Source organism: Streptomyces melanosporofaciens (assembly GCF_900105695.1).
GTDB classification, from domain to species: Bacteria; Actinomycetota; Actinomycetes; order Streptomycetales; family Streptomycetaceae; genus Streptomyces; species Streptomyces antimycoticus.
Map to the genome: position 1 here is coordinate 2,143,569 of NZ_FNST01000002.1, position 24,762 is coordinate 2,168,330.

The 24,762-nt window shown below is 72.0% G+C and carries 21 protein-coding genes; 6 read left to right on the top strand and 15 right to left on the bottom strand.

Annotated features, from left to right (window positions below):
* Positions 1-77 precede the first annotated feature (77 nt).
* The 3 genes from BLV72_RS11650 to BLV72_RS11660 all read right to left on the bottom strand — a co-directional run bounded on the left by BLV72_RS11650 (position 78) and on the right by BLV72_RS11660 (position 3,455).
* Positions 78-1,028, bottom strand: coding sequence for a GlxA family transcriptional regulator (locus BLV72_RS11650; protein WP_093462037.1), 951 nt, complete (start codon positions 1,026-1,028; stop codon positions 78-80).
* A 94-nt stretch (positions 1,029-1,122) separates the two neighbouring features.
* The gene (locus BLV72_RS11655; protein ID WP_093462038.1) at positions 1,123-2,358 is read right to left on the bottom strand and encodes an FAD-dependent monooxygenase; all 1,236 of its coding nucleotides are present in this window, start codon (positions 2,356-2,358) and stop codon (positions 1,123-1,125) included.
* Between the two features lie 272 nt (positions 2,359-2,630).
* Complete coding sequence (locus BLV72_RS11660) at positions 2,631-3,455, bottom strand: AfsR/SARP family transcriptional regulator (protein ID WP_059142046.1); 825 nt, start codon at positions 3,453-3,455, stop codon at positions 2,631-2,633.
* A 181-nt stretch (positions 3,456-3,636) separates the two neighbouring features.
* Here BLV72_RS11660 and BLV72_RS11665 point away from each other — a divergent pair, with 181 nt between their 5' ends.
* The 3 genes from BLV72_RS11665 (at position 3,637) to BLV72_RS11675 (ending at position 7,693) form a co-directional block, all read left to right on the top strand.
* Positions 3,637-3,912, top strand: coding sequence for a hypothetical protein (locus BLV72_RS11665; RefSeq protein ID WP_093462040.1), 276 nt, complete (start codon positions 3,637-3,639; stop codon positions 3,910-3,912).
* Between the two features lie 7 nt (positions 3,913-3,919).
* Positions 3,920-6,292 carry a TOMM precursor leader peptide-binding protein gene (locus BLV72_RS11670; RefSeq protein ID WP_093462041.1) on the top strand — a complete coding sequence of 791 codons (2,373 nt, stop codon included), beginning with the start codon at positions 3,920-3,922 and terminating at the stop codon, positions 6,290-6,292.
* Between the two features lie 138 nt (positions 6,293-6,430).
* Positions 6,431-7,693 (top strand): sensor histidine kinase, encoded by a 1,263-nt coding sequence (locus BLV72_RS11675; protein ID WP_244320730.1) that lies wholly within the window; start codon positions 6,431-6,433, stop codon positions 7,691-7,693.
* Positions 7,694-7,733: 40 nt separating this feature from the next.
* On the opposite strand, the gene BLV72_RS11680 is transcribed toward BLV72_RS11675, so the two are convergent.
* The 5 genes from BLV72_RS11680 to BLV72_RS11700 all read right to left on the bottom strand — a co-directional run bounded on the left by BLV72_RS11680 (position 7,734) and on the right by BLV72_RS11700 (position 11,029).
* Positions 7,734-8,339 (bottom strand): response regulator transcription factor, encoded by a 606-nt coding sequence (locus BLV72_RS11680; RefSeq protein WP_093462044.1) that lies wholly within the window; start codon positions 8,337-8,339, stop codon positions 7,734-7,736.
* A gap of 142 nt (positions 8,340-8,481) precedes the next feature.
* Positions 8,482-8,751 (bottom strand): hypothetical protein, encoded by a 270-nt coding sequence (locus tag BLV72_RS11685; protein ID WP_093462046.1) that lies wholly within the window; start codon positions 8,749-8,751, stop codon positions 8,482-8,484.
* Positions 8,670-9,278 carry an acyl-CoA synthetase family protein gene (locus tag BLV72_RS11690; protein WP_093462047.1) on the bottom strand — a complete coding sequence of 203 codons (609 nt, stop codon included), beginning with the start codon at positions 9,276-9,278 and terminating at the stop codon, positions 8,670-8,672. Before BLV72_RS11690 ends, BLV72_RS11685 begins: the two co-directional genes overlap by 82 nt.
* A gap of 8 nt (positions 9,279-9,286) precedes the next feature.
* The gene (locus BLV72_RS47880) at positions 9,287-9,673 is read right to left on the bottom strand and encodes an acyl-CoA synthetase family protein (protein ID WP_093462049.1); all 387 of its coding nucleotides are present in this window, start codon (positions 9,671-9,673) and stop codon (positions 9,287-9,289) included.
* A gap of 90 nt (positions 9,674-9,763) precedes the next feature.
* A complete protein-coding gene (locus tag BLV72_RS11700) occupies positions 9,764-11,029 on the bottom strand; it encodes a M6 family metalloprotease domain-containing protein (RefSeq protein WP_093462050.1) in 1,266 nt (421 codons plus the stop codon).
* A gap of 318 nt (positions 11,030-11,347) precedes the next feature.
* Between BLV72_RS11700 and BLV72_RS11705 the strand changes: the two genes are divergently transcribed.
* Entirely contained in the window at positions 11,348-13,300 is a 1,953-nt protein-coding gene (locus tag BLV72_RS11705) for a putative bifunctional diguanylate cyclase/phosphodiesterase (protein WP_093462052.1), read from the top strand.
* 47 nt (positions 13,301-13,347) lie between these two features.
* On the opposite strand, the gene BLV72_RS11710 is transcribed toward BLV72_RS11705, so the two are convergent.
* The 6 genes from BLV72_RS11710 to BLV72_RS11735 all read right to left on the bottom strand — a co-directional run bounded on the left by BLV72_RS11710 (position 13,348) and on the right by BLV72_RS11735 (position 21,335).
* On the bottom strand, positions 13,348-14,475 hold the full coding sequence (locus BLV72_RS11710; RefSeq protein ID WP_093462053.1) for an LLM class flavin-dependent oxidoreductase: 1,128 nt from the start codon (positions 14,473-14,475) through the stop codon (positions 13,348-13,350).
* 234 nt (positions 14,476-14,709) lie between these two features.
* On the bottom strand, positions 14,710-16,584 hold the full coding sequence (locus tag BLV72_RS11715; protein ID WP_093462055.1) for a phospholipase C: 1,875 nt from the start codon (positions 16,582-16,584) through the stop codon (positions 14,710-14,712).
* Between the two features lie 156 nt (positions 16,585-16,740).
* A complete protein-coding gene (gene efeB / locus BLV72_RS11720; RefSeq protein ID WP_093462056.1) occupies positions 16,741-17,961 on the bottom strand; it encodes an iron uptake transporter deferrochelatase/peroxidase subunit in 1,221 nt (406 codons plus the stop codon).
* Positions 17,958-19,205 (bottom strand): EfeM/EfeO family lipoprotein, encoded by a 1,248-nt coding sequence (locus BLV72_RS11725; RefSeq protein WP_093462058.1) that lies wholly within the window; start codon positions 19,203-19,205, stop codon positions 17,958-17,960. Before BLV72_RS11725 ends, efeB begins: the two co-directional genes overlap by 4 nt.
* Positions 19,206-19,344: 139 nt before the next feature.
* On the bottom strand, positions 19,345-20,100 hold the full coding sequence (locus tag BLV72_RS11730; RefSeq protein WP_093462059.1) for a maleate cis-trans isomerase family protein: 756 nt from the start codon (positions 20,098-20,100) through the stop codon (positions 19,345-19,347).
* Between the two features lie 248 nt (positions 20,101-20,348).
* Positions 20,349-21,335 carry a maleate cis-trans isomerase family protein gene (locus BLV72_RS11735; protein ID WP_093462061.1) on the bottom strand — a complete coding sequence of 329 codons (987 nt, stop codon included), beginning with the start codon at positions 21,333-21,335 and terminating at the stop codon, positions 20,349-20,351.
* Between the two features lie 208 nt (positions 21,336-21,543).
* Between BLV72_RS11735 and BLV72_RS11740 the strand changes: the two genes are divergently transcribed.
* Together BLV72_RS11740 and BLV72_RS11745 are read left to right on the top strand one after the other, a co-directional pair.
* On the top strand, positions 21,544-22,491 hold the full coding sequence (locus BLV72_RS11740; protein WP_093462062.1) for a D-2-hydroxyacid dehydrogenase: 948 nt from the start codon (positions 21,544-21,546) through the stop codon (positions 22,489-22,491).
* 25 nt (positions 22,492-22,516) lie between these two features.
* Positions 22,517-23,932: an amidase gene (locus BLV72_RS11745; protein WP_093462064.1), complete on the top strand. Its 1,416-nt coding sequence runs from the start codon at positions 22,517-22,519 to the stop codon at positions 23,930-23,932.
* A 222-nt stretch (positions 23,933-24,154) separates the two neighbouring features.
* Here the strand turns inward: BLV72_RS11745 and BLV72_RS11750 are convergent, their stop codons facing one another.
* On the bottom strand, positions 24,155-24,664 hold the full coding sequence (locus tag BLV72_RS11750; protein WP_093462065.1) for a DUF3830 family protein: 510 nt from the start codon (positions 24,662-24,664) through the stop codon (positions 24,155-24,157).
* Positions 24,665-24,762: the final 98 nt, after the last annotated feature.

The following is a 24,762-nucleotide window of genomic DNA, read 5'->3' on the forward strand; positions in this document are numbered from 1 at the left end:
GAGAAGGACATGGTCGCCGCCGTGACTCGAGTCCGCCTCGACCCGCGCCCGAGGCTGCCCAGGGGACCGCTCGGCGGCTATCCGGCGTTTCGCTGGAAGGCGGAGCGGTAGCTGTGCGGGCTGGTGCCGACGACGCGCTTGAAGCGGTCCCGGAAGGAGGTGGGCGAACCGAAGCCGACCTGGCTGGCGATGCGCTCGACCGGGTGGGTGGTGGCCTCCAGCAGATACTGCGCCTGCCGGATCCGGGCGCGGTGCAGCCACTGCAGCGGGGTGGTGCCGGTGTGCTCCCGGAAGCGGCGGTTGAGGGTGCGGGTGCTCATGCCGATGTGGGCGGCGATCTCGTTGAGGGTGAGGTCCCGTCCGGCGTTGTCCTCCATCCACCTCAGCAGGGGTTCGAACAGCGATCCGCGCGGTACCGGCGGCTGGTCGTGGACGATGAACTGGGCCTGCCCGCCCTCCCGTTCCAGGGGCATCACGGACAGTCGCGCGGCGTCGGCGGCCACGGCGGAGCCATGGTCGCGCCGGATCATATGCAGACACAGATCGAGCCCGGCCGCGGCGCCCGCCGAGGTGAGGAACTGACCGTTGTCCACATAGAGCACATCCGGGTCGACCTGGATCTTCGGATGGAGCTCGGAAAGCAGCGCACCGGCGAGCCAGTGGGTGGTGGCGCGGAGTCCGTCGAGCAGCCCGGTGGCGGCGAGGACGAAGGCCCCGGAGCAGATCGAGGCGATACGGGTGCCCCGGTCGGCGGCGTTCCGCAGCGCGTCGATCACCTCGTCGGGAACCGGGAGCAGGGCGTCGCTGCGGCCGGGCACGACGATCGTGTCGGCCTCGGCGAGCGCCTCGAGCCCGTACGGGGCCTGGAGGGCGAACACCCCGGCGTCCACGCTGGGGGCGGGGCCGCAGACCCGGACCCGGTAGGGCTCCCGGCCGTCGGGCAGCCGGGTGCGGCTGAACACCTCGATCGGGGTGGCCAGATCAAAGGGGACCACCTGGTCCAGCGCCAGGATCACGACAGTGTGCATGGCCTCAACCTAGGCGGTGCGGCATACGGGGTCGAAGCCGGGGTGGCGAGAAGCCGGTGCAGAGGTTATTTCCAGCCATCCCGCTCCGGGGGTGTCATGCCCGGCCGCACACTCCGGCGTCGGCGATGCGGATCGACGGGTTGCCGTAGGCCATGCGCTGCAGGATCTTGCGGTAGAGCGGCGTACGACGCAGGGCCCGCGCGAGTCGGGGGCGCACCCGGGTGGTGAACGCGCCCTGCGAGAGGATCGCCCGGCTCTGCAGGGTCTGCATCCGCATCACCGCCGCGATATCGGGCCCGCGCCGCCGCTCGAACTCCGCCAGCCGCTCGGCGCTGGTGTCGCCCTCGGCCAGGGCGCGGGCCAGCAGGGGGTGCAGCACCACCGCGTCCTGCACCGCGAGGTTGATGCCCTGGGCGCCGATCGGGCTGTGGGTGTGGGCGGCGTCGCCGATCAGCACCAGCCCGTCGGCGACCCAGCGCTCGGCCCGTGCCGAGAAGACCTCGAGCGCGCCGAGGTCGGCCGGGGTGCGGAGCTGATCGCGGATCAGCGCGGCGTACCCCGGCACGGCACGCACCAGCCGCTCCTTGACATGGTCGAGGCCGAGGGCGGCGAGATGGCCGTAGCGCCGGTGCGGCAGGGTCCAGCCGATCTGGATCCGGTTCGGCCAGGAGCCGTGGACCAGCACCGGGCCGCCGCCGGTGCGGAACACCCGCACATCGCGGAGCGGCGGCTCTTCCCGGGGCGCGATGAGCGTGCACCACAGCACATCCTGGGCGAACGCGTCGGCGCGGCCCGCCCCGATGCCCGCCAGCCGCCGGATCCGCGAGAACCGGCCGTCCGCGCCGACGACGACCCGGGCCCGTACGGCACAGCGGCCCGGCGGTCCCTCGGCGATGACCCCGGCGATCCGCCGCTCCCGCCGCAGCAGCGCCCCGGCCCGCCGTCCGGGCAGATAGCGAAAGCCGGGCGAGCGGCGGCAGCGGGCGAGGAGCTCATCCAGCAGATGGGGGCGCGGAACGCTCAACAGGTGGTCGTACGGGGCCGCGAGCAGCCGGTAGTCGGCCTCCAGCAGTACTCGCTCGCCCTCGATCACCAGGAATCGGTCGTGCTCATGGGCGCCGCGGGCGCGGGCGCCGACGAGCACATCGAGCGCGTCCAGCAGCGCCATCGCGCCGGGTTGGAGGATTTCACCGCGGAACACGCGCTGATGTGCGCGGGCGCACTCCACCACGGTCACCCGGGCCCCCGACCGCAGCATCAGCAGTGCCAGCACCAGACCGGCCGGGCCGCCGCCGACGACGCACACATCGGTGTCGATCTCGCGCGTCATCGCGCCTCCTGCTGGTCGAGCTCCGGGGCATGGGCATCGGGCGCCTGTGACCTCCCCTGGACGCACTACGGCTCCGCTTGCCCGCGCGGGGGGATCGGGCAGCGGAGCCGTAGCAAGCCCGGCTGAAGGGCGGCGCCGGGCGTTCTTGGGGGGATGGTTCGCCGGACGGGGAGGGCTGGTCGGGGAACTTACGGGGCTCCGGTCGAGGGGCGGTGTCGGGACTGTGGGGCTATCGGCTGTGGGCTGTGGACTGTGGGCTGTTGGCCGTTGGTCTATGCGGCGAACAGGTCCAGCACCGGGCGGCGCCAGTGGCCGTCCAGGTCCAGATCGAGCGCAGGATCGGAGGCGAGCACCGCCTGCTGGAGCTTCTGCAGCCGCGGCGACGGCTCCAGCCCGAGGTCCTCGACCAGTCTGGCGCGCAGACCCTGGTAGACCTCCAGCGCCTGCCAGGGGCGGCCCGCGCGGTAGAGAGCGGCCATGCACTGGGCGTGCAGCCCCTCGTGCAGCGGATGACGAGCGGTCAGCTCGGTGAGCTCCGTGAGCAGCTCGGCATGGCGGCCCAGCCGCAGATCGGCCTCGATACGGCGCTCCAGGACGCCGAGCCGGCTCTCCTCCAGACGGGCCAGCTCGATCTCCAGGACCGGCCCGACCTTCACATCCACCAGCGCGGGGCCGCGCCAGACGGCCAGCGCCTCGCGCAGCAGCAGGGACGCCTGGACATCGTCGCCGGCGTCCAGCGCGTCCCGCCCCGCGGCCACCAGCCGGTCGTACTCATGGATGTCCACCGCGCCCGGCTGGGCCTCCAGCACATATCCGCCGTAGCGCGTGGCCAGGACGTCCTTGGAAGCCTGCGGGGCCTGCGGGCCATAGGCCGTGGCCAGCCTGCGGCGCAGCTGCAGGATGTAGGTCTGCAAAGTGGTCAGCGCGCTGCGCGGCATCTGCGTGCCCCAGATTTCCTCCATAAGAGTGGGCACCGGCAGCATCTGGTTGGCGTAGACGGAAAGCAGTGCAAGGATCTGGCGCGGCTTGCCCGCGCTGGGCACGATCGACTGACCGCACGCCTCGACGCTCAGCGGCCCCAACACCTTGATGTCCATGGTCGTGTACCTCCGTCAACGGTCCGTCAAGTGCCTCCTGGCCGCGCGGCCTGCCACCGAGGCATTTAAGAGCCTCGCTTGTGGGCGACCTGTGCGGCCAGTGCCGGAGTAACGAGCTCGATATGAGTTCCAGAGCGCCGCACCATGACAAATTCACACCCTGGCGATGAGAGAGTCCGCGATGACCGATACGCCCGTCCCACATGAGTCCACGAGCCCCGCCGTCCTGACTCATTCCGCCGAGAACACCGAGGTCACCCGGGTCACTGGGGTCACCGGGGTCGTCGAGATCACCGAGCGCGCCAGGATCCCCCAGCGCGCCGGGGCCGCCGGGACCGCCGCCGAGGCCGTTCAGCCGCCCACCGAGGACGACGACCTGGTCATCGAAGACCTCTCCGACGCCGCCTGGCCCCTCGGCACGCCCGCCATCTGCATCTGCACCGTCGGCGCCGAATGACCGGCCGATGACCGGCGAACTGGGCTTCACACCGCATCTGCGGGTCGAGCCGGTGCCGGGCGAGGCCGTGTATCTCGTCTCCGAGCACGGGGTCACGGCGCTGCACGGGCGGGCGATCGCCGCGCTTGCGCCGCTGCTCGACGGGTCGCGGGACCTCGCCCACATCCTCACCGAGGCCGCCGCGCCCGCCGGCGCCGCGGGGCCGCCCGGTGCGGTCCCGGCCGGGCAGGCCGAGCGCGTGATCGCCCGCCTCCGCGCGGCCGGGCTGGTCTCCGAGCGGGACCACGCCTGGACCCCCGAGGAGGCGTACTGGGAGCTGGCCGGGCTGCACACCGCGGGCGGCTCCGCCCCGCCCTCCGCACCCCCGCCGTCCCGCCCCGCCGTGGCCCCGCTGGTCCTCGGCTCGGCCGACCCGGGCGAGGTGGTCCGGGCGCTGCGCGCCGCGGGGCTGCGGATCGCGGACCTGAGGACCGTGGACGGGAAGGCGACGGACGGCGAGGCGGCGGATGGCGATCCGGCTTCCGGGGCCCCTAGCCCTCGGCGAGAAATATGTCAAATCACCCCCCGTCAACATGACGACGCAGAACTCACCCTTGTGGTGTGCGATGACTACCTCGATCCGCGGCTCGCCGCCGTGGACGCCGCCCACCGCGCCGCCGGCCGTCGCTGGCTCCCCGTCAAACCGGTGGGCACCCAGGCGTGGCTGGGCCCGTTCCTCGGCGCCCCCGACGACCCCTGCTGGGTCTGTCTGGCCGACCGGCTGTGGCGCGGACGGCAGGCCGAGGCTTATCTCCAACGCCGGCTCGGCCGGCCCGGACCGGTGCCGCGCCCACCCGCCTCCCTGCCCGCGAGCCGCGCCGCCGCGCTCCAGCTCGCCGCCCTGGAGGCCGCCAAGTGGCTGGCCGGGCACCGGCATCCGGGCCAGAGGGAGCTGCGCACCCTGGACAGCCTCACCGCCACCGTGGACCGCCATCCGCTCTCCCGCCGCCCGCAGTGCCCCGGCTGCGGCGATCCGGCGCTGGTCGCGGCCCGGATACGGGCACCCCTGGCGCTGCCGTCGCCACGGGATCCGCTGGCCGAGAGCGGCACCGACACCTCCCCGCGCCGGATCATGGAGCGCTACGGACATCTGGTGGACCCGGTCACCGGGCTGGTCACCGAGATCCGGCGCGATCCACGCGGCCCCGCCGTCCTCAACTGCTTCCACGCCCGCCACCCTTCGTACGCGGGAGCGGGTCCCCACGGCGGCCTGGACGCCGTAAGGGCGGGACTGCGGGCGGCCGCCCACGGTAAGGGCCGCACCGCCGAACAGGCGCGGGCGAGCGCGCTGTGCGAGGCCCTGGAGCACTACAGCGGCCATTTCCAGGGTGACGAGCCGCGGCAGCGCGCCCGCTACCGCGATCTGCACCCGGACGACACGGTGCACCCGGACACCGTCCAACTCTTCGACCCGCGCCAGTTCCGCGACCCCGCCCTCCCCGCGCGCCACCGGATCCACGATCCGTTCGACGAGGGCGCGGAGCTGGACTGGACCCCGGTGTGGTCACTCACCGCCGAGCGCCACCGGCTGCTGCCCACCGCGCTGCTGTACTACGGCGCCCCGCAGCCCCCGGGCCGCCATTGCTGCCGGGCGGACTCCAACGGCGCGGCGGCGGGCGGCACGCTGGCCGACGCCGTCGTACGGGGCTTCCTGGAGCTGGTGGAGCGGGACGCGGTCGCCCTGTGGTGGTACAACCGCACCCGGCAGCCCGCCGTGGCCCTCGACGCCTTCGACGACCCGTGGCTGGCCGAAGTGCGCACCGCCCACCGGGGGTTGCGGCGCGAGGTGTGGGCCCTGGACCTCGCCACGGACTTCGGCATCCCGGTGGTCGCCGCGCTCTCCCGGCGCCTCGACAAGCCCGCCGAGGACATCACCCTCGGCTTCGGCGCCCACTTCGACCGGCACACCGCGCTGTGCCACGCCTTCGCCGAGCTGAACCAGATGCTCCCGGCGGTGGTCGAGGCCCGCGCCGACGGCGGGGGCTACGGCACCGCCGAGCCCGAGGCGCTGCGCTGGTTCCGTACCGCGACCCTGGCCGACCACCCGTATCTGACGCCCGATCCGGCCGCCGTACCGCCCCCGGGGATATCCGGGCCCCCGGAGGGCGGCGCACTGGCCGCCGTAAGGGAGTTGGTGCGGCAGCGGGGGATGGAGTTGCTGGTGCTGGACCAGACCCGGCCGGATGTGGGGCTGCCGGTGGCCAAGGTGCTGGTGCCCGGAATGCGCCCGCACTGGGCCCGGTTCGCGCCCGGCCGGCTCTTCGACGTCCCGGTCGCGCTCGGACGGCTGCCGGGGCCCACGCCCTACGCGGATCTCAACCCGATTCCGTTTTTCCTGTGATCCCCCGTGATAACGCGTAACTCTGCGTACACCATGAGCCTTTCACGTGGCCTCTCCACCCCGAGTAAAGATCGGATACTCTCGGGCAAGCCGCCCAATCCGGCCCGACCATCCGGAGGACGAGTGCAGGGGAGCCTCTTGCCCGACGATGCCGGGAACCACTCACCGCGCCACCACGACAATCTGGCGCCGCGCCTGGCCGTCGTCATCACGGTCCTGGTACTGGTGGGCTACTTCGCCGTGGCCGTCACCTATGTGGTCGACGGCAATCGTTCGGGCAGGACGATCGACGCGGCGATGCTCGGGCTGGCGCTGCTGCCGATGACCATGCTGCTCTGCCTCCAGATGCTGCACTCCTTCCCCGGCCTCGCGCCCCGGCTCAGCGGCGCACGGCGCCGGACGCTGGCGCTCCAGGCGGTGCTGACCTTCGCCCCCTTCGCGGTCTTCAAGCACGCCTGGCTGGGCATGCCGGGCTTTCTGGCCGGCTCCTCGCTGCTGGTGCTGGCACCGGCGCTGGCGTGGCCCGCGTTCGCGGCCATCCTGCTGTGCACGGATGTGCTGCTGTTCCAGGTCGGCTTCGGCTGGGGCCAGGTCGCGTACACCTCGGTTTCCACCGCGCTGACCGGGCTGGTGGTCTTCGGGCTCTCACGGCTGTCCGGGCTGGTCGCCGAGGTGTCCCGGTCCCGGGCGGAGCTGGCCCGGCTGGCGGTCGCCCAGGAGCGGCTGCGGTTCTCCCGGGATGTGCACGATCTGCTCGGGTACAGCCTGTCCACGATCACCCTCAAATGCGAGCTGGTGCACCGGCTGGTGCCCCGCCAGAACTCCCGGGCCCAGCAGGAGCTTTCGGAGATCCTGCAGACCTCCCGTCAGGCCCTCGCCGACGTACGGGCGGTGGCCAGCGGTTACCGCAAGATGTCGCTGTCGGCGGAGTCGGCGACGGCCCGCTCGATGCTGGCCGCGGCGGGTATCAGCGCCACGTCCGAGATCGACTGCGGACCGCTGCCGGAGCTGGTGGACACGGTGCTGGCCAGCGTGTTGCGCGAGGGGCTGACCAATGTGCTGCGCCACAGCAAGGCCGACCACTGCGCGATCGAGGCGCGGCGCAGCGGGCGCCAGGTGTGGCTGACCCTCGTCAACGACGGGGTCGGACGGCCGTCCACGATCCTGCGCACCGACAGCACGGACGGCGGCAGCGGAATCGGCAACCTCCGGGTCCGGGTGGAGAACCTCGGCGGGCGGCTGCGCGCGGGCGTGCGGTCGGACGGCTGGTTCGAGTTACGGGCGGAGCTGGATGTGTCCGTGGACGCGCCGCCGCGGAGCGGCCGGGAGCGCGGCTCGAAGGACTCGAAGGACAAGGACTCGAAGGAGGAGTACGGCCCGGGGCCGACCGTGACGGCATGAGGGGCGTGACGGCGGGACGGGGGTGAGGGCCCGACGCGCTCTACAGCCAGCCCGCCTCGCGGGCGATCCGGATGGCGTCGACCCGGTTGCGGGCGTCCAGCTTGGTCACGGCGGACGTCAGATAGTTGCGCACCGTGCCCACCGACAGAAACAGCTTGGCCGCGATCTGCGCGGACTCCTCCCCCTTCGCGGCGAACCGCAGGACCTCCAGCTCACGCGGGGTCAACGGCTGCGGACCGTCGTCCAGCGCGGCCAGCGCCAACTGTGGATCGATCACCCGCTCACCCCGGGCGACGGCGCGGATGGCGTCGCTCAGCTTGTCCGGGCTGCTGTCCTTGAGCAGAAAGCCGGAGACATGGGCCGCCAGCGCCCGGCGCAGATTTCCGGGGCGGCCGAGGCTGGTGAGCATCATGGTGCGGCATTCGGGAACGGTGGTGCTCAACTCGGCCGCGGCGGTGAGCCCGTCCATACCCGGCAGATCGATATCGAGCACCGCGACATCCGGGCGCAGCTCACGGGCGCGCGGCAGGATATCGGCGCCGCTGGAGAATTCGGCCACCACCTCGATGTCCGGTTCGAACTCCAGCAGGGCGACCAGGGCCTTGCGCAACATATGCATGTCTTCCGCGATCAGCACCCTGACCATCCCGCCCCCTGCTTTCCCCGGCCCCGTCATCACCCCGCATGCCGATTATTCCCCCGCTCTCCCGGCCTTTCCATAGATTCGCGGGCAAATGCGCCCGTCGAACGCATATCTCGTTGCGCGAGCGCGACCGCGCGCCCCCTTGTCATGCCGCACCACCCCGGCACGGCTCACCGATCTCCGGCCCGAACTCCGCGTGCAGGGCGTGTACTTCACCCCGCGGATAGCGCTCGCGCAGCAGGGCGCGCCGCACCTTGGCGGTTCCCGCCCCGCGCACGGTGCCGGGGCGCACCAGCAGCAGCGCGCCGGTCATGACACCGAACTCCTCCGCGATCAGGGCACGGATCCGCGCCGCCAGCCGGGGCAGCCCGGTGCGCGCCCCGCCGACCGTACGGACGACCTCCTGGACGACCACAGCGCCCCCGCACCGGGCCCGGCGCAGAACACCCGGGCCCACCCCAGCGCCCGTGCGCAGCGCAGCAGTTCGCGCTCCGCGTCCTGTGGATGCAGGGTGTGGCCGTCCACCAGGAGGGCGTCACGGAGCCGGCGCCCGGTCAGCGGGTCCACGACGGCGAAGTCCGCACCCGGCACCGGTGCGCGCCCCGTGGCCGGCGCCACCGGGGCCCCTTCGGCCGGGACGTAGCCGGCCGCCAGGGTGCCCGGGCGCAGCCCCAGAGGCGCGCAGCGGTGGGGGAAGGCGGCCATGGTTCCGGCCGAGACCGGCTCCACGGCGTTCAGCGAGGTCCGCCAGCGGGAGAGGTCGAGCCCGGCCGGTGGCTCGTCGCCGAGGAGGGCGGCGCAGCGGGCGTGGAGGATGTCGGGCGCGACGGTTTCGGTGATGCCATGGCGGCTGATGGCCCGCAGCCAGCCGAGCGGATCGGTGCGGAACGGCTCCGCCGGAAGCGTCACGGCGGTGGCGCCCAGCCACAGCGGATGCCGCACCTGCCCGATCAGCCCGATGTGTGGCGGCGGGGCGGCCAGCCGCCGATCCGGGAGTGGCGGTCGGTGCCGAGCGTTCGCCGCAGCCCGGCCATGGCCGCCGTAAGGCTGCCATGGGTGAGCAGGGCGCCGCGTGGGGCGGTGACGGGCCCGGCGTCGTAGGCGAGCAGCGCGAGGCTGTCGGCGGTGGTGCGGACGGGTTGCCGGGGCGCGCCGGCGTACCCGTCGGGGCGGAGTCCGTCGACGGCGAGGCAGGTCAGACCGGCGCGGCCGACCCGGGAGAGCCTGCGGGAGGTCTCGGTGGCGTGGGCGGTCTCGGTGAGGACGAGGTCCACGGCGGCGTCATGGACGATCGAGGCGGTGCGCTCGGCATCGGTCCGGGAGGGCGCCCCGGCCATCGGCGCGGCTTCGTCAGCGGCCCGACCTGGTCGTCTGCGGGGCTTCGTCAGCGGCCCGACCGGTCGTAGGAGATCGGCGCTGCACCGTCATCACCGCGCCCGGCGGTTGACCCGGACGGTCCAGCCCCCGTCGGCGGCGCGGCCGGCCACCGTGATCCGTACGGAGTCCTCCTTGACCGACAGACTGTCGCCGACGCCGAGCGGGGCGTCGGCGAGTTCGGGGTAGACCGACTCGTTCCAGCAGGCGGAGGTGGCCGGATGGCCGTCCAGCACCTGGACGGGGCCGTCGCCCGACGCCTTGTCGTTGTGCACGCGGTAGACCAGCACGCCCTCGGTGCAGGTGCCCGCGTCGTTGCCGCGGCCGCCGCGCGCCTCGATGGCCAGTGCGGTGGTGGGTCCGGTGCGGACGACGACCAGCCGGGTGCGGGTGTCGGCGCCGGGCCTGCCCCGTCCCATGGGGGCGGCGAGGGGGTGGAGGGTGTATCGGCGCGGACCGAGGGCGCGGTCGCAGGCCACCTGGCGCGCGCCGAGCCAGCCCAGCTTCCACTTGTGCCAGCCGAACGGATCGGGTGCCATGCCGAACTGGCTTCCCATCAGGTCCCAGTCGCCGACATAGGTGTCCCATTCGGCGCTGGCGTCGGTGTCCTTCGGCCGGTGGTAGAGGTCGGGCAGGTCGAAGACATGGCCGGTCTCATGGGCCAGGACATTGCGGTCCGGCGGATGGTGTTCGAAAACAGTCACCAGGCGGCGCAGATCAACACCGTCGGCGCGCAGTGGCTTTTCGAAGTTGACCACTTTCGTCGCGTCGGCGTCCACACCTGGCGCATCGGGGTCGGCGACCAGATAGACGAGGTCATAGTGGCCGAAGTCGAGGTGCGGATCGGCGGACGCGATGGCGTCGCGCAGATACGCGGCGCGGCGCTTGGCGTTCCAGTCGCGCTGTATGGCGTACGCGGTGGAGCGCTGGGGCATGGTGAGCCAGCGCCGCAGTGGATGCACCCGCAGCGCGAACTTCCCGTAGGACGCCCGCTTGAAGAAGTCGGGGGTCGCGGGGACATGGTCGGCGGCCAGCCGGGCCGGAGTGACTCTGGGCTTGGCGTCCGGGAACGACAGGAAGACCATCGCCGCGTCCAATCGGCGCACCGGGCGCGGATAGCGGGAGTTCCAGGTGTCCAGGCCCTCCGAGTGGTGGGCGTCGGTACGTTCCAGGTCACAGGGGCCGCCGGGGCCGGCCGCGACAGCGGGGCCCGCCACCACGGTGGTCGCGATGAGCGCGCTCAACGAGGTCAGCAGGGCCCCGGTCCGACGCAACCGAGGCTGCCGGTGCACCCCCTCGGGTACCTGAGGACGCACCATGTCGACCTCCCGGGCGTAGTCCGAACACCCACTCCACCCTGAGGTGAATTGGCGGGGTACGCCCTGTTGGGATGGGCTGGTCGAGTGAAGAGGCCGCGATCCGGGTACGTAACAGACGGTCACAATCGGTCAGAGCGGCTGTTGGCCCGCGCAGAGTCGAACAGATACGACCAAACACATTGTCAAGGCGGCGGTGAGCGCGATGACGTCGATGAAACGCCCGGAGTACGAGCCCCTATGATCGGCACATGTCCAGCGGGGAATCCCCCTTCAGGCAGGAAATTACGGTCTGCCCGGCACCCGGTGTGAGACAACAAGATGCGTACGAACAACCTGGACACAACGAACGCCACGCGGGAGCGAGCGGTGAGCGGAATCCCTGACGGGCAGGGCCGCGCCCTGGGCGCGACGCTGCCGACGATCACAGAGCGTGATGCTGCCCCCAGCGTCCTCCCCGTTGCGGAGGACGCCGGCGCACCTCGCCCGGCCATCGACGCGCCGTCGGTCGCGGGCGCGCCCCCACCGCCGGAGGCGCCCTCGGCGCCAGGCGCGCCCCCGGGCGCCGGCCCGGCCCCGGGCCCCGCGCCCGGCGACTACCGCGCCGCCTTCAATGTGGCGCGCCTCGCCATGGCCGTCGTCGACCGCGAGGGCAGAGTGCGCGACGCCAACCCCGCGCTCGGCGCCCTGCTCGGCACCGATCCGGCCCTGCTGACCACCCGCAGCGCGGCGGATCTGGCCAATCTGCGCGAGGATCCGCGCACCTGGAAGGAGTACCGGGACGTGCTGGGCGGCCGTCTCGCGCGGCTGCGCCGCACCCGGCGCCTGCTGCGCGCCGACGGCCACGCCCTGTGGGCCGAGATCACCATCGAGCCCGCGCCGGACAGCTGCAGTCTGCTGCTGTCGATGGCCGACATCAGCGATCAGCGGGATCTCCAGGGGCGGCTGCGCCATCTGCAGATGCACGATCCGGTCACCCGGCTGCCCAACCGGAGCCTGTTCTTCGAGCGGATGACCTCGGCGCTGGAGGCGGCCACCTACGACCACGGGGGCACCGGCCGGATCGGGCTCTGCTATCTCGACCTGGACGGTTTCAAGGCGGTCAACGACACCCTCGGCCACCGGGTCGGCGACCGGCTGCTCGGCGCGGTCGCCCAGCGGCTCACCGAATGCGCCGCGCCCGGCGGCCATCTGGTGGCGCGGCTCGGCGGGGACGAGTTCGCCCTGCTGGTCCGCAACTCCACCGGCACCGAGCAGCTCTGCGACCTCGCCCGGACGCTGCTGGCCGCCCTGCAGGAACCGTTCGACGTGGGCGGGCAGCGGCTGTCGGTGTCGGCGAGCATCGGCGTGGTGGAGCGGCCCGCGGCCGGCACCCACACCACCTGGCTGATGCAGGCCGCGGACACCACGCTGTACTGGGCGAAGGAGGACGGCAAGGCGCGCTGGACGCTCTTCGACCCGGAGCGCAACGCCCATCGGATGACCCGGCAGGCGCTGTCCAGCACCCTGCGCCCGGCGGTCGAGCGGGACGAGTTCGTGCTCGACTACCAGCCGCTGGTGGGGCTGGGCGACGGGGTCGTCCGGGGGGTGGAGGCGCTGGTGCGCTGGGACCATCCGCAGTTCGGGCGGCTGTCGCCGAACCGGTTCATCCCGCTGGCCGAGGAGAACGGCGCGATCGTGCCGCTGGGCCGGTGGGTGCTGCGCACCGCCTGCCGCCAGGCCCGCGCCTGGCAGCTGGCCAATCCGACCCATCCGCTGGTGGTCAGCGTCAATGTGGCGGTCCGCCAGGTGTGGGACTCCGACCTGGTCGCCGATGTCGGCACGATCCTGGCGGAGACCGGGCTGCCGCCGCGTCTGCTGCAACTGGAGCTGACCGAGTCGGCGGTGATGGGGTCGACGGGGCGTCCACTGCAGGCGCTGCAGCGGCTCAGCGATATGGGGGTGCCCATCGCGATCGACGACTTCGGGACGGGCTACTCCAACCTCGCCTATCTCAGCCGGCTGCCGGTCTCCACGCTCAAGCTGGACGGCTCGTTCGTCCAGGGGTTCCGGGCGGAGGAGCATCCGAATCCGGCCGACGAGACCATCGTCGAGGCGCTGGTGCAGCTCGCGCACCGGCTGGGCCTGACCGTGACGGCCGAATGCGTGGAGAGCGCCGAGCAGGCGGAGCGGCTGAGGCGGATCGGCTGCGATACCGGACAGGGGTGGTTCTACTCCCGTCCGGTGCCGCCGGACCGCATACAGACGATGATCACCTGCCCGGCGTCCGGTTAGGGCTACGCCGGTCAGGGCTGGGCCGGTGAGGACTGGCTCGGTGGGGGCTACGCCTCCGTCTGCGCCGTCGGGAGATCGTAGGCGTCCGCGATCAGCTCGTACGAGCGCAGACGGGCGTCACGGCCGTGCGCATTGGCCGTGATCTTGATTTCGTCCACTCCGGTGCGCTTGATCAGCCCGTCGAGCCCCTCGCGGACCTGGTCCGGAGTGCCGTACTCGACGTTGGCGAGCCAGCTGTTGATGAAGTCGCGCTCGATCTCGTTGAACTCGTACGCCTCCGCCTCCTCGGGCGTCGGCACCAGACCGGGGCGTCCGGTGCGCAGCCGGATCATGGCCAGGGCGCCGGTGAGCACCTGCCGGTGGGCCTCCTTCTCGTCCTCGGCGGCGAAGGCCGAGACACCGATCGAGGCGTACGGCCGGTCCAGCGCGGCGGACGGCCGGAAGGTCTCGCGGTAGAGGTCGAGCGCGGGGACCGTGTTGGCCGCGGAGAAGTGATGGGCGAAGGAGAACGGCAGGCCGAGCATCCCGGCGAGCCGGGCGCTGAATCCGCTGGAGCCCAGCAGCCAGATCGAGGGCCGGTCGGCGGACTGGACCCCGCCGGGCACGGTGCCCTGCACCGGCCCCGGCACCGCGTGGATACGGGCGTAGCGGTGGCCGTCGGGGAAGTCGTCGTCGAGGAAGCGGGTCAGCTCGGCGAGCTGCTGGGGGAAGTCGTCGGCGCCCTCGCGCAGCCGTTCGGTGCGGCGCAGGGCGGCGGCCGTGGCCCCGTCGGTGCCGGGCGCGCGGCCGAGGCCGAGGTCCACCCGGCCGGGGGCGAGCGCCTCCAGGGTGCCGAACTGCTCGGCGATGACCAGCGGGGCGTGGTTGGGGAGCATCACCCCGCCCGAGCCCAGCCGGATCCGCTCAGTGTACGCGGCGAGGTGGGCGAGGATCACCGCCGGGGAGGTGCTGGCGACCCCGGGCATGGAGTGGTGCTCGGCGACCCAGAAGCGGTGGAAGCCCCGGCGCTCGGTGAGCCGGGCGAGCTCGGTGGTGGTCCGCAGCGCCTCGGCGGCCGTCACCCCGCTGCCGACGGTCGCGAGGTCCAGCACCGACAGGGGCACCGGTGCGCTGCCGAGGGCCCGGGCCCGGATGGGGTCGTGCTGGTCGTCTCGCCGGTCCTGCTCATCGGCCACGGTGGCCCGCCTCCCTGGTCGCACTGCGGTGCGCGTACGTCTGTCTCGGTACGCCTCTACGTCTACCGCGTGCATTCAACCGGAGAAAGGCTCCGCTTTATTCCCCGCCGCTGTTTCCCCTCTACGTCCCACCTCTGGTTCCCCGCCCCCGGTATACGGCCGGGTCCGCCGCCACCTGGGGAGGAGGTGTGGCGGCGGACCCGACGGCGGTGTGCCGTGCTCGCGCGGACGGGCCTAGCCCGCGGTCCGCACGGTGCGGCGGCGGTGGAGGGCCAGCGCCGTACCGGCGCCGCCGAGCACCAGCACACCCGCCGTGAGGCCGATGGGCAGGGCGACGGAGGCGCCCCGGTCATCGGCGAGACGCCGGGTGGTCAGCGCGTTGGCGGCCGCCGCGTTCACGATCGGGGCGTGGGCGGCCAGTGCTGAGGTCGTGTAGTGACCGGCCTTGTGCACCGACGCGACCGAACCGTCGGACTTCAGCAGCACCTGGGTGTTGTTGGGGTGGCGGAAGTCGAACAGCCCGGAGAGGGTGTTCGCCCGGCTGTCGAAGGAGGCGTCACCGATCCGGCCGGTGTGCCAGTTGTCCTCGATGAAGCGGGTGATCGACGTCTGCTCGGTCTGGGTGTGGTCGACCTTGTTGGCCTTGCTGAAGGGGGAGATCACCAGCAGCGGCTGCCGGGGGCCGGGGCCGCAGCGGTCCTGGTAGCCGGCGGCGGGCTCGGGGCCGGACTGGCAGGCGGGGCTGTCGGTGGCCTCGCCGTTGGAGCCGGCGGTCTTGTCCTTCGACCCGTTGAGCGGCTTGGCGTAGGCGTGGTCGTACCAGCCGTCGCTGTCGTCGTACGCGACGACGACCGCGGTGTCCTTCCACTGCGGCGACTTCTGGATCGCGTTGATCTGCTTGACCAGGAAGTGCTGCTCGTCGACCGGGTCGGAGTAGCCGGCGTGGCCGTCCTGGTACTGGGCGGCCTTCAGGAAGCTGACGGACGGCAGATGGCCCGTCTTGAGCGCCGCGTCGAAGTCGGTGAGGTCGTAGTTGTGGTTGGCCCGGCCGCTGTGCCCGATCTCCTGGACGTTCTTCGGCGGGAGGTGATGCGGGTTGGCCGTGGACTTGTAGTACTGGAACGGCGCGTGGTGCGGGCTGTAGTCCACCGACTCGGCGCCGCCGACGTTCTTATGGGTGGTGCCGGAGCACTTCGCGTAGTGGTCCTGCTCGCCGTCCCAGGCGGTGCTGGGCCGGAAGCCGCCCTGGAACCAGCCCCAGGTCACACCCTTGGCGTTGAGCAGATCGCCGAGGTTCCTGCCCTGCATGCGGGCCAGGGCGTTGGCGCTGGTGTGGTCCTTGTTGGAGCAGTCGTCGAAGGCCGGATCAGGGTCGTTGATCATCGTGCCGACGCCCTTGGCATCCGGCGAGGCCACCGCGTACGCGTCCGGCTTGTCGGTCTGCTTCGGATTCTCGGTGGAGGACTTGGGGTCGGTGGAGATCACGCCGTGGGTCTGGCCCGAGACCAGCTCCAGCGCTCCGGGGGTGGAGGGACCGTAGGCCGAGCTGAAGGAGCGGTCGCTCATCGCATAGTGCTGGGCGTAGTTCCACAGGCCGGTGACGGTGTTGCCGTCGTAGTAGTCCATCACCAGGCCGGGCTCGCCGAACAGCCCGGTGCACTTGCTGACCTCGGTGTTCTCCACGAACTTATCGGCCTTGCCGCCATTGGCCGCGTACTGCTCGGGTCCGTAGGAGTGGTTCTGGTCGCAGGTCATGGCCTGGTCACTGGCCAGCCGCTTGGGCTTGTAGAGATTGGGGTTTTTCTTCAGCAGCCCGGCGTGCGCCAGGGTGTCGATGTTCTTGGGCGTGTGCTTGGAGGGCGTGAACTTCGTGCCGTCCGTGTTCGCCGCCTTCGGGTACGTGCCGAAGTAGTGGTCGAACGAGATGTTCTCGTCGAAGATCACCACCACATGCTTCACCGGGGTCGCGGTGTCGCCGCCCTTCGTGGGTGCGGCCCATGCGGGGGCCACCCCGCCCACGGTCGCCAGGGCCGCGGCGCCGGCCAGGGCACCCCAGCGCGCGACCCGGCCACGCCGTCGGCCGCCTTCGGATCCTGCGGTGCCGCCCATCCCATGCCTCCACATGATTCGCGATTCACGCCTGCGCCTGATCCTGTGCCGCGGGCAGGACTCTCCGATGGAATCCATGGAGGCGGCCGAGTGAATAGAGGGTCAGAAGAATCCAAGGAACTCTTGAGGTGTTCTTGACCGGATGGTGGGGCGGTGTCAGGACAGAAGGGTCCGTCCCAGCCAGTCGGAGCGGTCCTTCACACCGGGGAGCGCGAAGAAATAGCCGCCGCCGAACGGGGTGATGTAGTCCACCAGCGGCTCCCCCGCCAGACGTTTCTGCACCGTTTCGAACTGGCGCGCGAGATCCTGCTGATAGCAGCAGAACAGCAGCCCCATGTCCAAGTTGCCGTTGGCGTCCATGCCCCGGTCGTAGTTGTAGGCACGGCGGAGTATGCGCTGGTCCTCGGTCCGGGCGGTGCGCGGATTGGCCATCCGGATATGGCTGTCCAGCGGAATGATGTCGCCCTTGGGGTCCTGTGCGTAGCGCGGGGTGTCGAACTCGTGCTGACCGTCCAGCGGGGCGCCCGAGTCCCGGTTGCGGCCGAACATGCGCTCCTGCTCGCTGATCGACACCCGGTCCCAGAACTCCACCAGCATCCGGATCAGCCGGACCACCTGATAGCTGCCGCCGGTCGTCCAGGCCGGCTCCGCGGAGTGGGCGCCCACCCACACCAGACGGTCCATCGCACGGGCGTCATCGGTGTCCGGATTGGCGGTGCCGTCCTTGAACCCCATGTGGTTGCGCGGGGTGCCGGACGGGCGCGGCGGGCTGACGAAGCCGTCGACGCGCCAGCGGATCTGCAGCGCGCCCCGGGTGTGCCGGGCGATGTCGCGCAGCGCGTGCAGCACCGCGTCCGTGCTGTCGGCGCACAGCTGGAGGCTCAGATCGCCATGGCACCAGTCGGGGTCGAGATCGTCGTCGGGGAAGGACCGCATCGCGGTCAGCCGCCGGGGCTTGCGGTCCCGCAGCCCGTACCGCTCGTCGAAGAGCGAGGCGCCCACGCCGACCGTCGCGGTCAGCCGGTCGGCGGCCACCTGAGAGCCCAGGGTGCCGGAGTCGGCGGGCGGCGCGGTGATCCCGACCGGGTCGGGGGTGCCTCCGGTGGTGAGGAAGCGGCACCGCTCGGTGAGCGTACGGAAGGCGTCGGCCAGCTCCTCGCGTCCCTCGGCCATGGCGTCGAAGGCGATGAGCGCGGTGGCCCGCTGGGGCGGGGTGAGGATGCCGGCCTGATGGGCGCCGTGGAAGGGAACGCGGGTGGGCCTCTTCCCCGGCTCCTCCTCCTTCGCGGCCGCCGTGCCCCCGGCCACGCCCGCCACCGCGCCGACCGTGCCCGCGGCCGCGCCCAGCAGAAAGCCCCTGCGCAGCACCTCGCTCACCGGGTCCTCCGCACATCCATCAGCGCCGCCACCTGCGCCAGCCGCTCCACCAGCGCGCCCGCGTCCGCGTTGAGCCGCTGGCGGTCGGTGCGGCTCAGCCGGTCCAGCGGGGTCCAGCGGTCCCCGTGGTGCGAGCGCTCCAAGGTCCGCTCGGTGCGGTCCAGATCGCTCTTCAGCTCGGGCAGCCACGGGGCACGGGGCTTCAGCAGCGGCTCCAGCCGGGTCAGCACGGCCCGGGTGCCGTCGAGGTTGGCCCGCGCGGTGGCCAGGTTGGTGCCGCTGCCGTAGTCGGTGCGGCCGGTCAGCTCGAACTGCACGGTGTTCTCCATGATTTCGTGCGCCCGCAGGCCCAGGTCGGCCGGGTCCATCCGCTCCTGCGGCCAGTCGTCCCGCAGCCCTCGGACGCCCCTGACGAGCCGGTCGGCGACCGGGCGCAGGGAGCTCGCGGACTGGCCGTGCCACAGGCCGTACTCGAGGCGGTGGAATCCGGTGAAGTCCGGGTCATGGACCCCGCCGGACAGCCCCGCCGTGGTGCCGTTGATGGCCCCGTCGGCATCGCCGAAGGCACCATAGGCGGCGCCCATCCGCTCGTACACCAGATGGGCGGGCAGCCAGGCCGCACGGGCCGTGGCCAGATCACCGCAGCGGATGGCCGAGCGCAGCGCGTCCGTGCGCCGCACCAGCTCGTCCATCCGGCCCGTCACCCACTTCTGGTAGGCGATGGTCGGCGGGATCAGATCCTGCTGGCCGACCGGAACCGCGGCCGGTCCACCGCCCCGCGCCGGTCCGGGGACGGTGACGGTGGGTCCGGTGACCGCGTCCACCTCCTCGGGCAGGCAGACGAAGGCGTAGGAGCCGCCGCCGAGCGTGACGCTCAGCGGTCTGCTGGTGCCGGGGCCCAGGCCCTCCACCTCTCCGTAGACGGCGCCGTTCGCCGGATCGGTGAGATAGACCTCGGCCGGTCTGCTGGAGGTGTTCCGCAGATCGAAGACCTGCTTGCCACGGGTGGGATCGGTCCAGCCACGGCCGCAGCCGCCCTCGGACACCTCGACGGAGGTGTGCCGAAGCCCGTCCGATGCCTTCGCGGGCGCGCTTCCGCTCGTGGAGGGGGTCGCACCAGGGCCGTCCGAGGAGTCCCCGCCGACCGCCAGCACGCCGATTCCGACGGCCGTGGCCACTGTCACCGCACCGGCGACCAGCAGATAACGTGCCGGCGGGACCGGGGAGAGATGTTGGCGACGCACGGCTGCATGCTAGGCGCAGTCCGATAAGCGGAATGCCCTGATGGCGAAAGAGCGACATGGAATTCCGCCGGGATTCAGCTCTCCGTCATCGGCCCCCCGGCCACCGTGCCGCGCCCCTGCGCGGCCGAACCAGCCGCCGCTATCCGCCGCTCGGGGCGAAGAGCGTGCCCAGCCGGTCATGGACCGGATCGCGGCCCAGCAGCCGCAGCCCTTCCCAGACCGTGACCTGGTTGGCCGTGAGCACCGGCTTGCCCAGCTCCGCCTCCAGATCCGGAATCCAGGCGGCGGTGTGCAGGGCGGTGTCCGGAAGGAGTACCGCCTGGGCCTCGGGGTGGTCCCCGGCGCGGGCCAGCTCCAGCACCTCTTCCCGGCCCCAGGTGCCGACCTCCGCGGCCGTGATGATCCCGCTGCCACGCATCGAGACCACCTCGGCGCCCGCCGCCTTCAAAAATGCCCTGAAGTAGTCGGCGACATCCTCCGGATAGGTGGCGGCAATGGCCACCCGCTCGGCGTCGAGCGCCTGAACCGCGTGGGCGAAGGCGAAGGAGGTGCTGGAGGCGGGCAATCCGGCCGTCTCGCCCAGCTCGCGCACCTGCTCATGCGCGCCCTCCCAGCCGAAGACGAAACTGGCGCTGGTGCAGGCCCAGACCACAGCCCGGGCCCCGCGCTCGGCGAGCTCGGCGACCCCGGCCGCGAGGCGGGCCGCGGAACCCATCTCCAGCAGGGCGTCCACCCGATGGGCGTCCTCCCCGATGTCGGTATGGACGAGGGGAAGCCGGACATCGCCGCTGTCGCCGCCGAGCATGCCTTCCAGGCGGGGGTATTCGTCCTCGGCGGAGTATCCGGGGTAGAGAAAGCCGACCGTGTCCGGGGCCGGGCGCGTCGAGTCCACCATGACTGCCTCCTTACTGGCGGCCCCCGCGAGCGCCGCCCCCTGCACTGCTCTTACTTCTCCTACACCGCGGAGGCCCGGCGGGTTCCCACCCGCCGGACAACTCCCCTCGCGCAGGTGACGGACCTGCCCTCCGCACCGGCGAGGGACCTGCCCGCCACACCGGCGACAGACCGGCCCCTCGGCCCGGCGACAGACCGGCCCGCCACACCGGCGACAGACCGGCCGTCACACCGGCGACGGGCCGGCCGTCACACCGGCGACGGGCCGCCCGAATCGTCGAGGTAGGGGCCCTCGCCGAGGCCGGTTCCGAAGCCCGGGTCGAGCCCGTCGGCCGGATCGCCGTCCAGCCCGGGCGACGCCGCCCCGGCCAGCGCCGCCTCCGGCTCGTCCACCGCGGCCTCGACCGCCTCCACGGCCTCGATCACCGATTCGACGACGGGGTCCGTCACCGGGAGCGGGCGGCGCATCGGCGACACCGACATCCCCGCCGGACCGGACCGGGCGAGCGGGTCCATCAGCGCCTGGTACGGCCCGACGGCCTCGGCGCCGATCGCCCGCAGCGCCGCCCACATGGTGACTTGGTTCGCGGACAGCACGGGCATCCGCAGCTCCGCCTCCAGCTGCGGAATCACGTCGTAGGTCGGCAGATTGGTGCAGCTGATGAAGAGCGCGTCGGTCGCCCCGACTACCGCCTGCCGGGCCATGTCGACCACGTCGCGGTACGGCACCTTCCAGATGTGCCGGGTCAGGCCGAGGTACGCCCGTCCGGTGACGGTCATCCCGCCCTCGGCGAGATACTCCTCGAGCGAGTCGGTGACCGACCGGGTGTACGGCGTCACCACCGCGATCCGCCGGGCGCCGATCTCCCGCAGCGCCTCCAGCAGCGCGCCCGAGGTGGTCAGCGACGGGATCTCACCCGCCTGGGACATGGCCGCGCACATCGCGCGCTCACCGGCCACACCGCCGACGAAGCTGCCCGAGGTGCAGGCGTACGCCACCACTTCCGGAGCGACGGCCGCCAGCGCCTGCACGGCGTCGTGCAAGGTCTCGTGCTCGCTCACGAGCCGGGCCAGGTCGAGGCTGACCTCGACGGGTACGAACGGGGTACGGGTGAGGTGCAGGGAGACCTCATCGGGTACCCAGCGCCATAGTTCACGATCGAGTGCGAAGTCGAACGGTGCCACCACACCCACGCCGCGCTGCGGCTGTGGGCCACCCAGAAAAGAGACGTCCAAAGCGAGCCCCAATACGGAACGGAGGGACTGGACCATTGGCCAGAGGTTGCGATGGAGAGAGACCGGCCTACTGCCGGGGACGCCGGGACAGATGCCGTTGTTGACGACGGTAGTTTCCGCTGCCTAGCGTGGTCAATCCTCAAACTGAGGCGCCTGCCCCCTCCTTCTTCAGGCAAACCCATCCACGTTTCGAAACGGTTTCCCGCCTATGTCCGAAAGCACAGTTGTCGTCTTCGGCGACCGGCCGCCGGTCCACCTGGACCGGGTGGCCGACCGGGCGAAGGTACTTGTCTGCGACGAGAATTCGCTCCCCCAGGCACTCCCTGCCGCGGATGTGCTCCTGGTCTGGGATTTCACCTCCGACGCGGTCCGCGACGCCTGGCCCGGTGAGGGCCCCCGGCCGGCCTGGGTCCATACCGCGAGCGCCGGGGTCGACCGGCTGCTCTGCCCCGAACTCGTCACGTCCGACACGGTGTTGACCAATGCCCGAGGGGTCTTCGAACAGCCGATCGCCGAGTATGTGGCCGGCCTGGTGATCTCCATGGCCAAGGACTTCCACGGCACCTGGGAGCTGCAGCGGCAGCGCCGCTGGCAGCACCGGGAGACGATGCGGCTGGCCGGTACGCGCGCCGTGGTCGTGGGCGCGGGCCCCATCGGCCGGGCGATCGACACCGCCCTGGCCTCGCTCGGCGTGGTGGTCGACCTGGTCGGCCGTACCGCGCGGCCGGGCGTGCGCGGCGGCGACGAGCTGCCCGAGCTGCTTCCCTCGGCCGACTGGGTGGTGTGCGCAGCGCCGCTCACCGACGCCACCCGCGGCATGTTCGACCGGACGATCTTCGACCGGATGAAGTCCACCGCCCGGTTCATCAACGTCGGCCGCGGCCCCCTGGTCGTCGAGAAGGACCTTACGGCGGCCCTGGTGGCCCGTCGGATCGGCGGCGCGGCCCTGGATGTCTTCGAACACGAGCCGCTGGCCTCGGACGATCCCCTGTGGGACGTGCCGGGGCTGTTCATCTCACCCCATATGAGCGGCGACACGGTCGGGTGGCGCGACCATCTGGCCGACCAGTTCCAGGACAACTACGAGCGCTGGTGCGCGGGCGAGCCACTGCTCAACATCGTCGACAAACGCCTCGGGTACGTACCGGTGGACTGATCGCAGGACCTGAACGGAGAGCCGGATGACGGACATTCACAACCTGACAGCCGTTCAACTCATCGAGCGCTATGCCTCCGGCGAGCTCTCCCCGGTCGAGGCGACCCGTGCCGTCCTCCACCGGATCGAGCAGATACAGCCGGAGGTGAACGCCTTCAGCCGGGTGGACGCCGAGGGCGCGCTGCGGCAGGCGGAGGAGTCCGCCGAGCGGTGGCGGCGCGGGGCCCCCGCGGGCCTGGTGGACGGCGTTCCGGTGTCGGTGAAGGACATCCTGCTGCTGCGTGGCGCGCCCACGCTGCGCGGTTCGCGGACCGTACGGCCCGAGGGCCAGGCGTGGGACGAGGACGCGCCCTCGGTGGCGCGGCTGCGCGAGCACGGCGCGGTGTTCGTGGGGAAGACGACGACCCCGGAGTTCGGCTGGAAGGGTGTCACCGACAGCCCGGTCTACGGGGTCACCGGCAATCCGTACGACCCTCAGCGGACCGCGGGCGGCTCCAGTGGCGGCAGCGCGGCCGCGGTCGCGCTGGGCGCGGGTCCGCTGAGCCTGGGGACGGACGGCGGGGGTTCGGTCCGTATCCCGGCGTCCTTCTGCGGCATCTTCGCGTTGAAACCCACCTATGGGCGGGTTCCGCTCTATCCGGCGAGCGCCTTCGGCACCCTGGCCCATGTGGGGCCGATGACCCGGGACGTGGCGGACGCGGCACTGCTGATGGATGTGATCTCCGGTCCGGACTGGCGCGACTGGTCCCAGCTGGCACCCTCCGGGGGAGGCTTCCAGGAGGCGCTCGCCCCCGGCGGGGGCGGGGTGGACGGGCTGCGGGTGGCCTACAGCCCCTCGCTCGGCGGTACGGCCGTGGTCGACCCGGAGGTGGCCGCGGCGGTGCGGCGGGCGGTGGATCTGCTGGCGGAGCTGGGCGCGGTGGTCGAGGAGATCGGCCCGGGGTTCGAGGATCCGGTGGAGGCGTTCCACACGCTGTGGTTCAGCGGCGCGGCCCGGGTGGTGCAGCCGCTGGGGGCGGAGGACTGGGAGCTGCTGGATCCGGGGCTGCGCGAGATCTGCGCCCAGGGGGCGTCGTACAGCGCGCTGGACTATCTGGCGGCCGTGGATGTGCGGATGGCCCTCGGCCATGCCATGGGACGGTTCCACTCCGCGTACGACCTGCTGGTCACCCCGACGCTGCCGATCACCGCGTTCGAGGCGGGGGTCGAGGTGCCCAAGGGCTCGGAGCACACTCGGTGGACGGGCTGGACGCCGTTCACCTACCCGTTCAACCTGACCCAGCAGCCCGCGGCGTCGGTGCCGTGCGGCCTCAGTGGCGCGGGCCTGCCGATCGGGGTGCAGCTCGTGGGCGCGCGCCACGCGGACGCCTTGGTGCTCCGGGCGGCGCATGCGCTGTTCGAGGCCGGGCTGGCGGACGCGGTGCGCCCCGCGGCGGCCTGAGGCGCCTGGCACGCGCGGCCGGGCCCGGGGCGGAGCCGCCCCGGGCCGGTCCGTGCGCTACGCCGAGCGGAAGCCGAGGGCCGCCGCCCGGCGAAAGCCGAAGCTCTCCGCCCGGCGGAAACCAACGGCCCCGCCCGGCGAAAGCCGAAGCTCTCCGCCCGGCGGAAGCCGAGGGCCCCGCCCGGCGGAAACCGAGGGCCTCCGCCCGGCGGAAACCGAGAGCTACGCCCGGCGGAAGCTGAGGGTCTCCCCCAGCGCCCCGGCGCGCCACAGGTCCTGGCAGGCGTCGGCCATCCGGTCCAGGCCGTCGACCACCGAGCCCCAGACGATCCCGGGCACCCAGCCCGCGTCGCCGTTGATCAGCAGGTTGTTCCGCTCGTAGAAGAGCGCCAGGTCGACGACCTGCCGCCGCCCCTGGTGCTTGGCGTCGGTCTCGTATCCGTACGACGTGGTCCCGAGCTGGGTGTCCGTGAAGGTGAAGTAACACAGGTCACCGGGGATCGGGGTGATCGTCGGGTTCTCCAGGGGCGGCTCCTCGGGCGCGAAGGGGGGCAGCAGCGCATAGATCTCATTGCGCGCGTACTTCGCGTGATATACGTCACCCCCCAGCGGTAGTGCGTTCCACACCGCCTCGCAGGTGATCGGCGCACGCTCGTCGAGGAGCTTGGCCGTGCAGCTCACCCCGCGCTTCTCGAGCGAGACCTCGATGAACCGGTCGGCTCGGTCAACCATCGACTTTCCTCCAGGTCGCTTCGGAACCAGTCCTGCCGTAGGGGGCCTACCCAGGCATCGGCTGTATCAAGGGCCGGAAACAGCCTGCATACATTTGC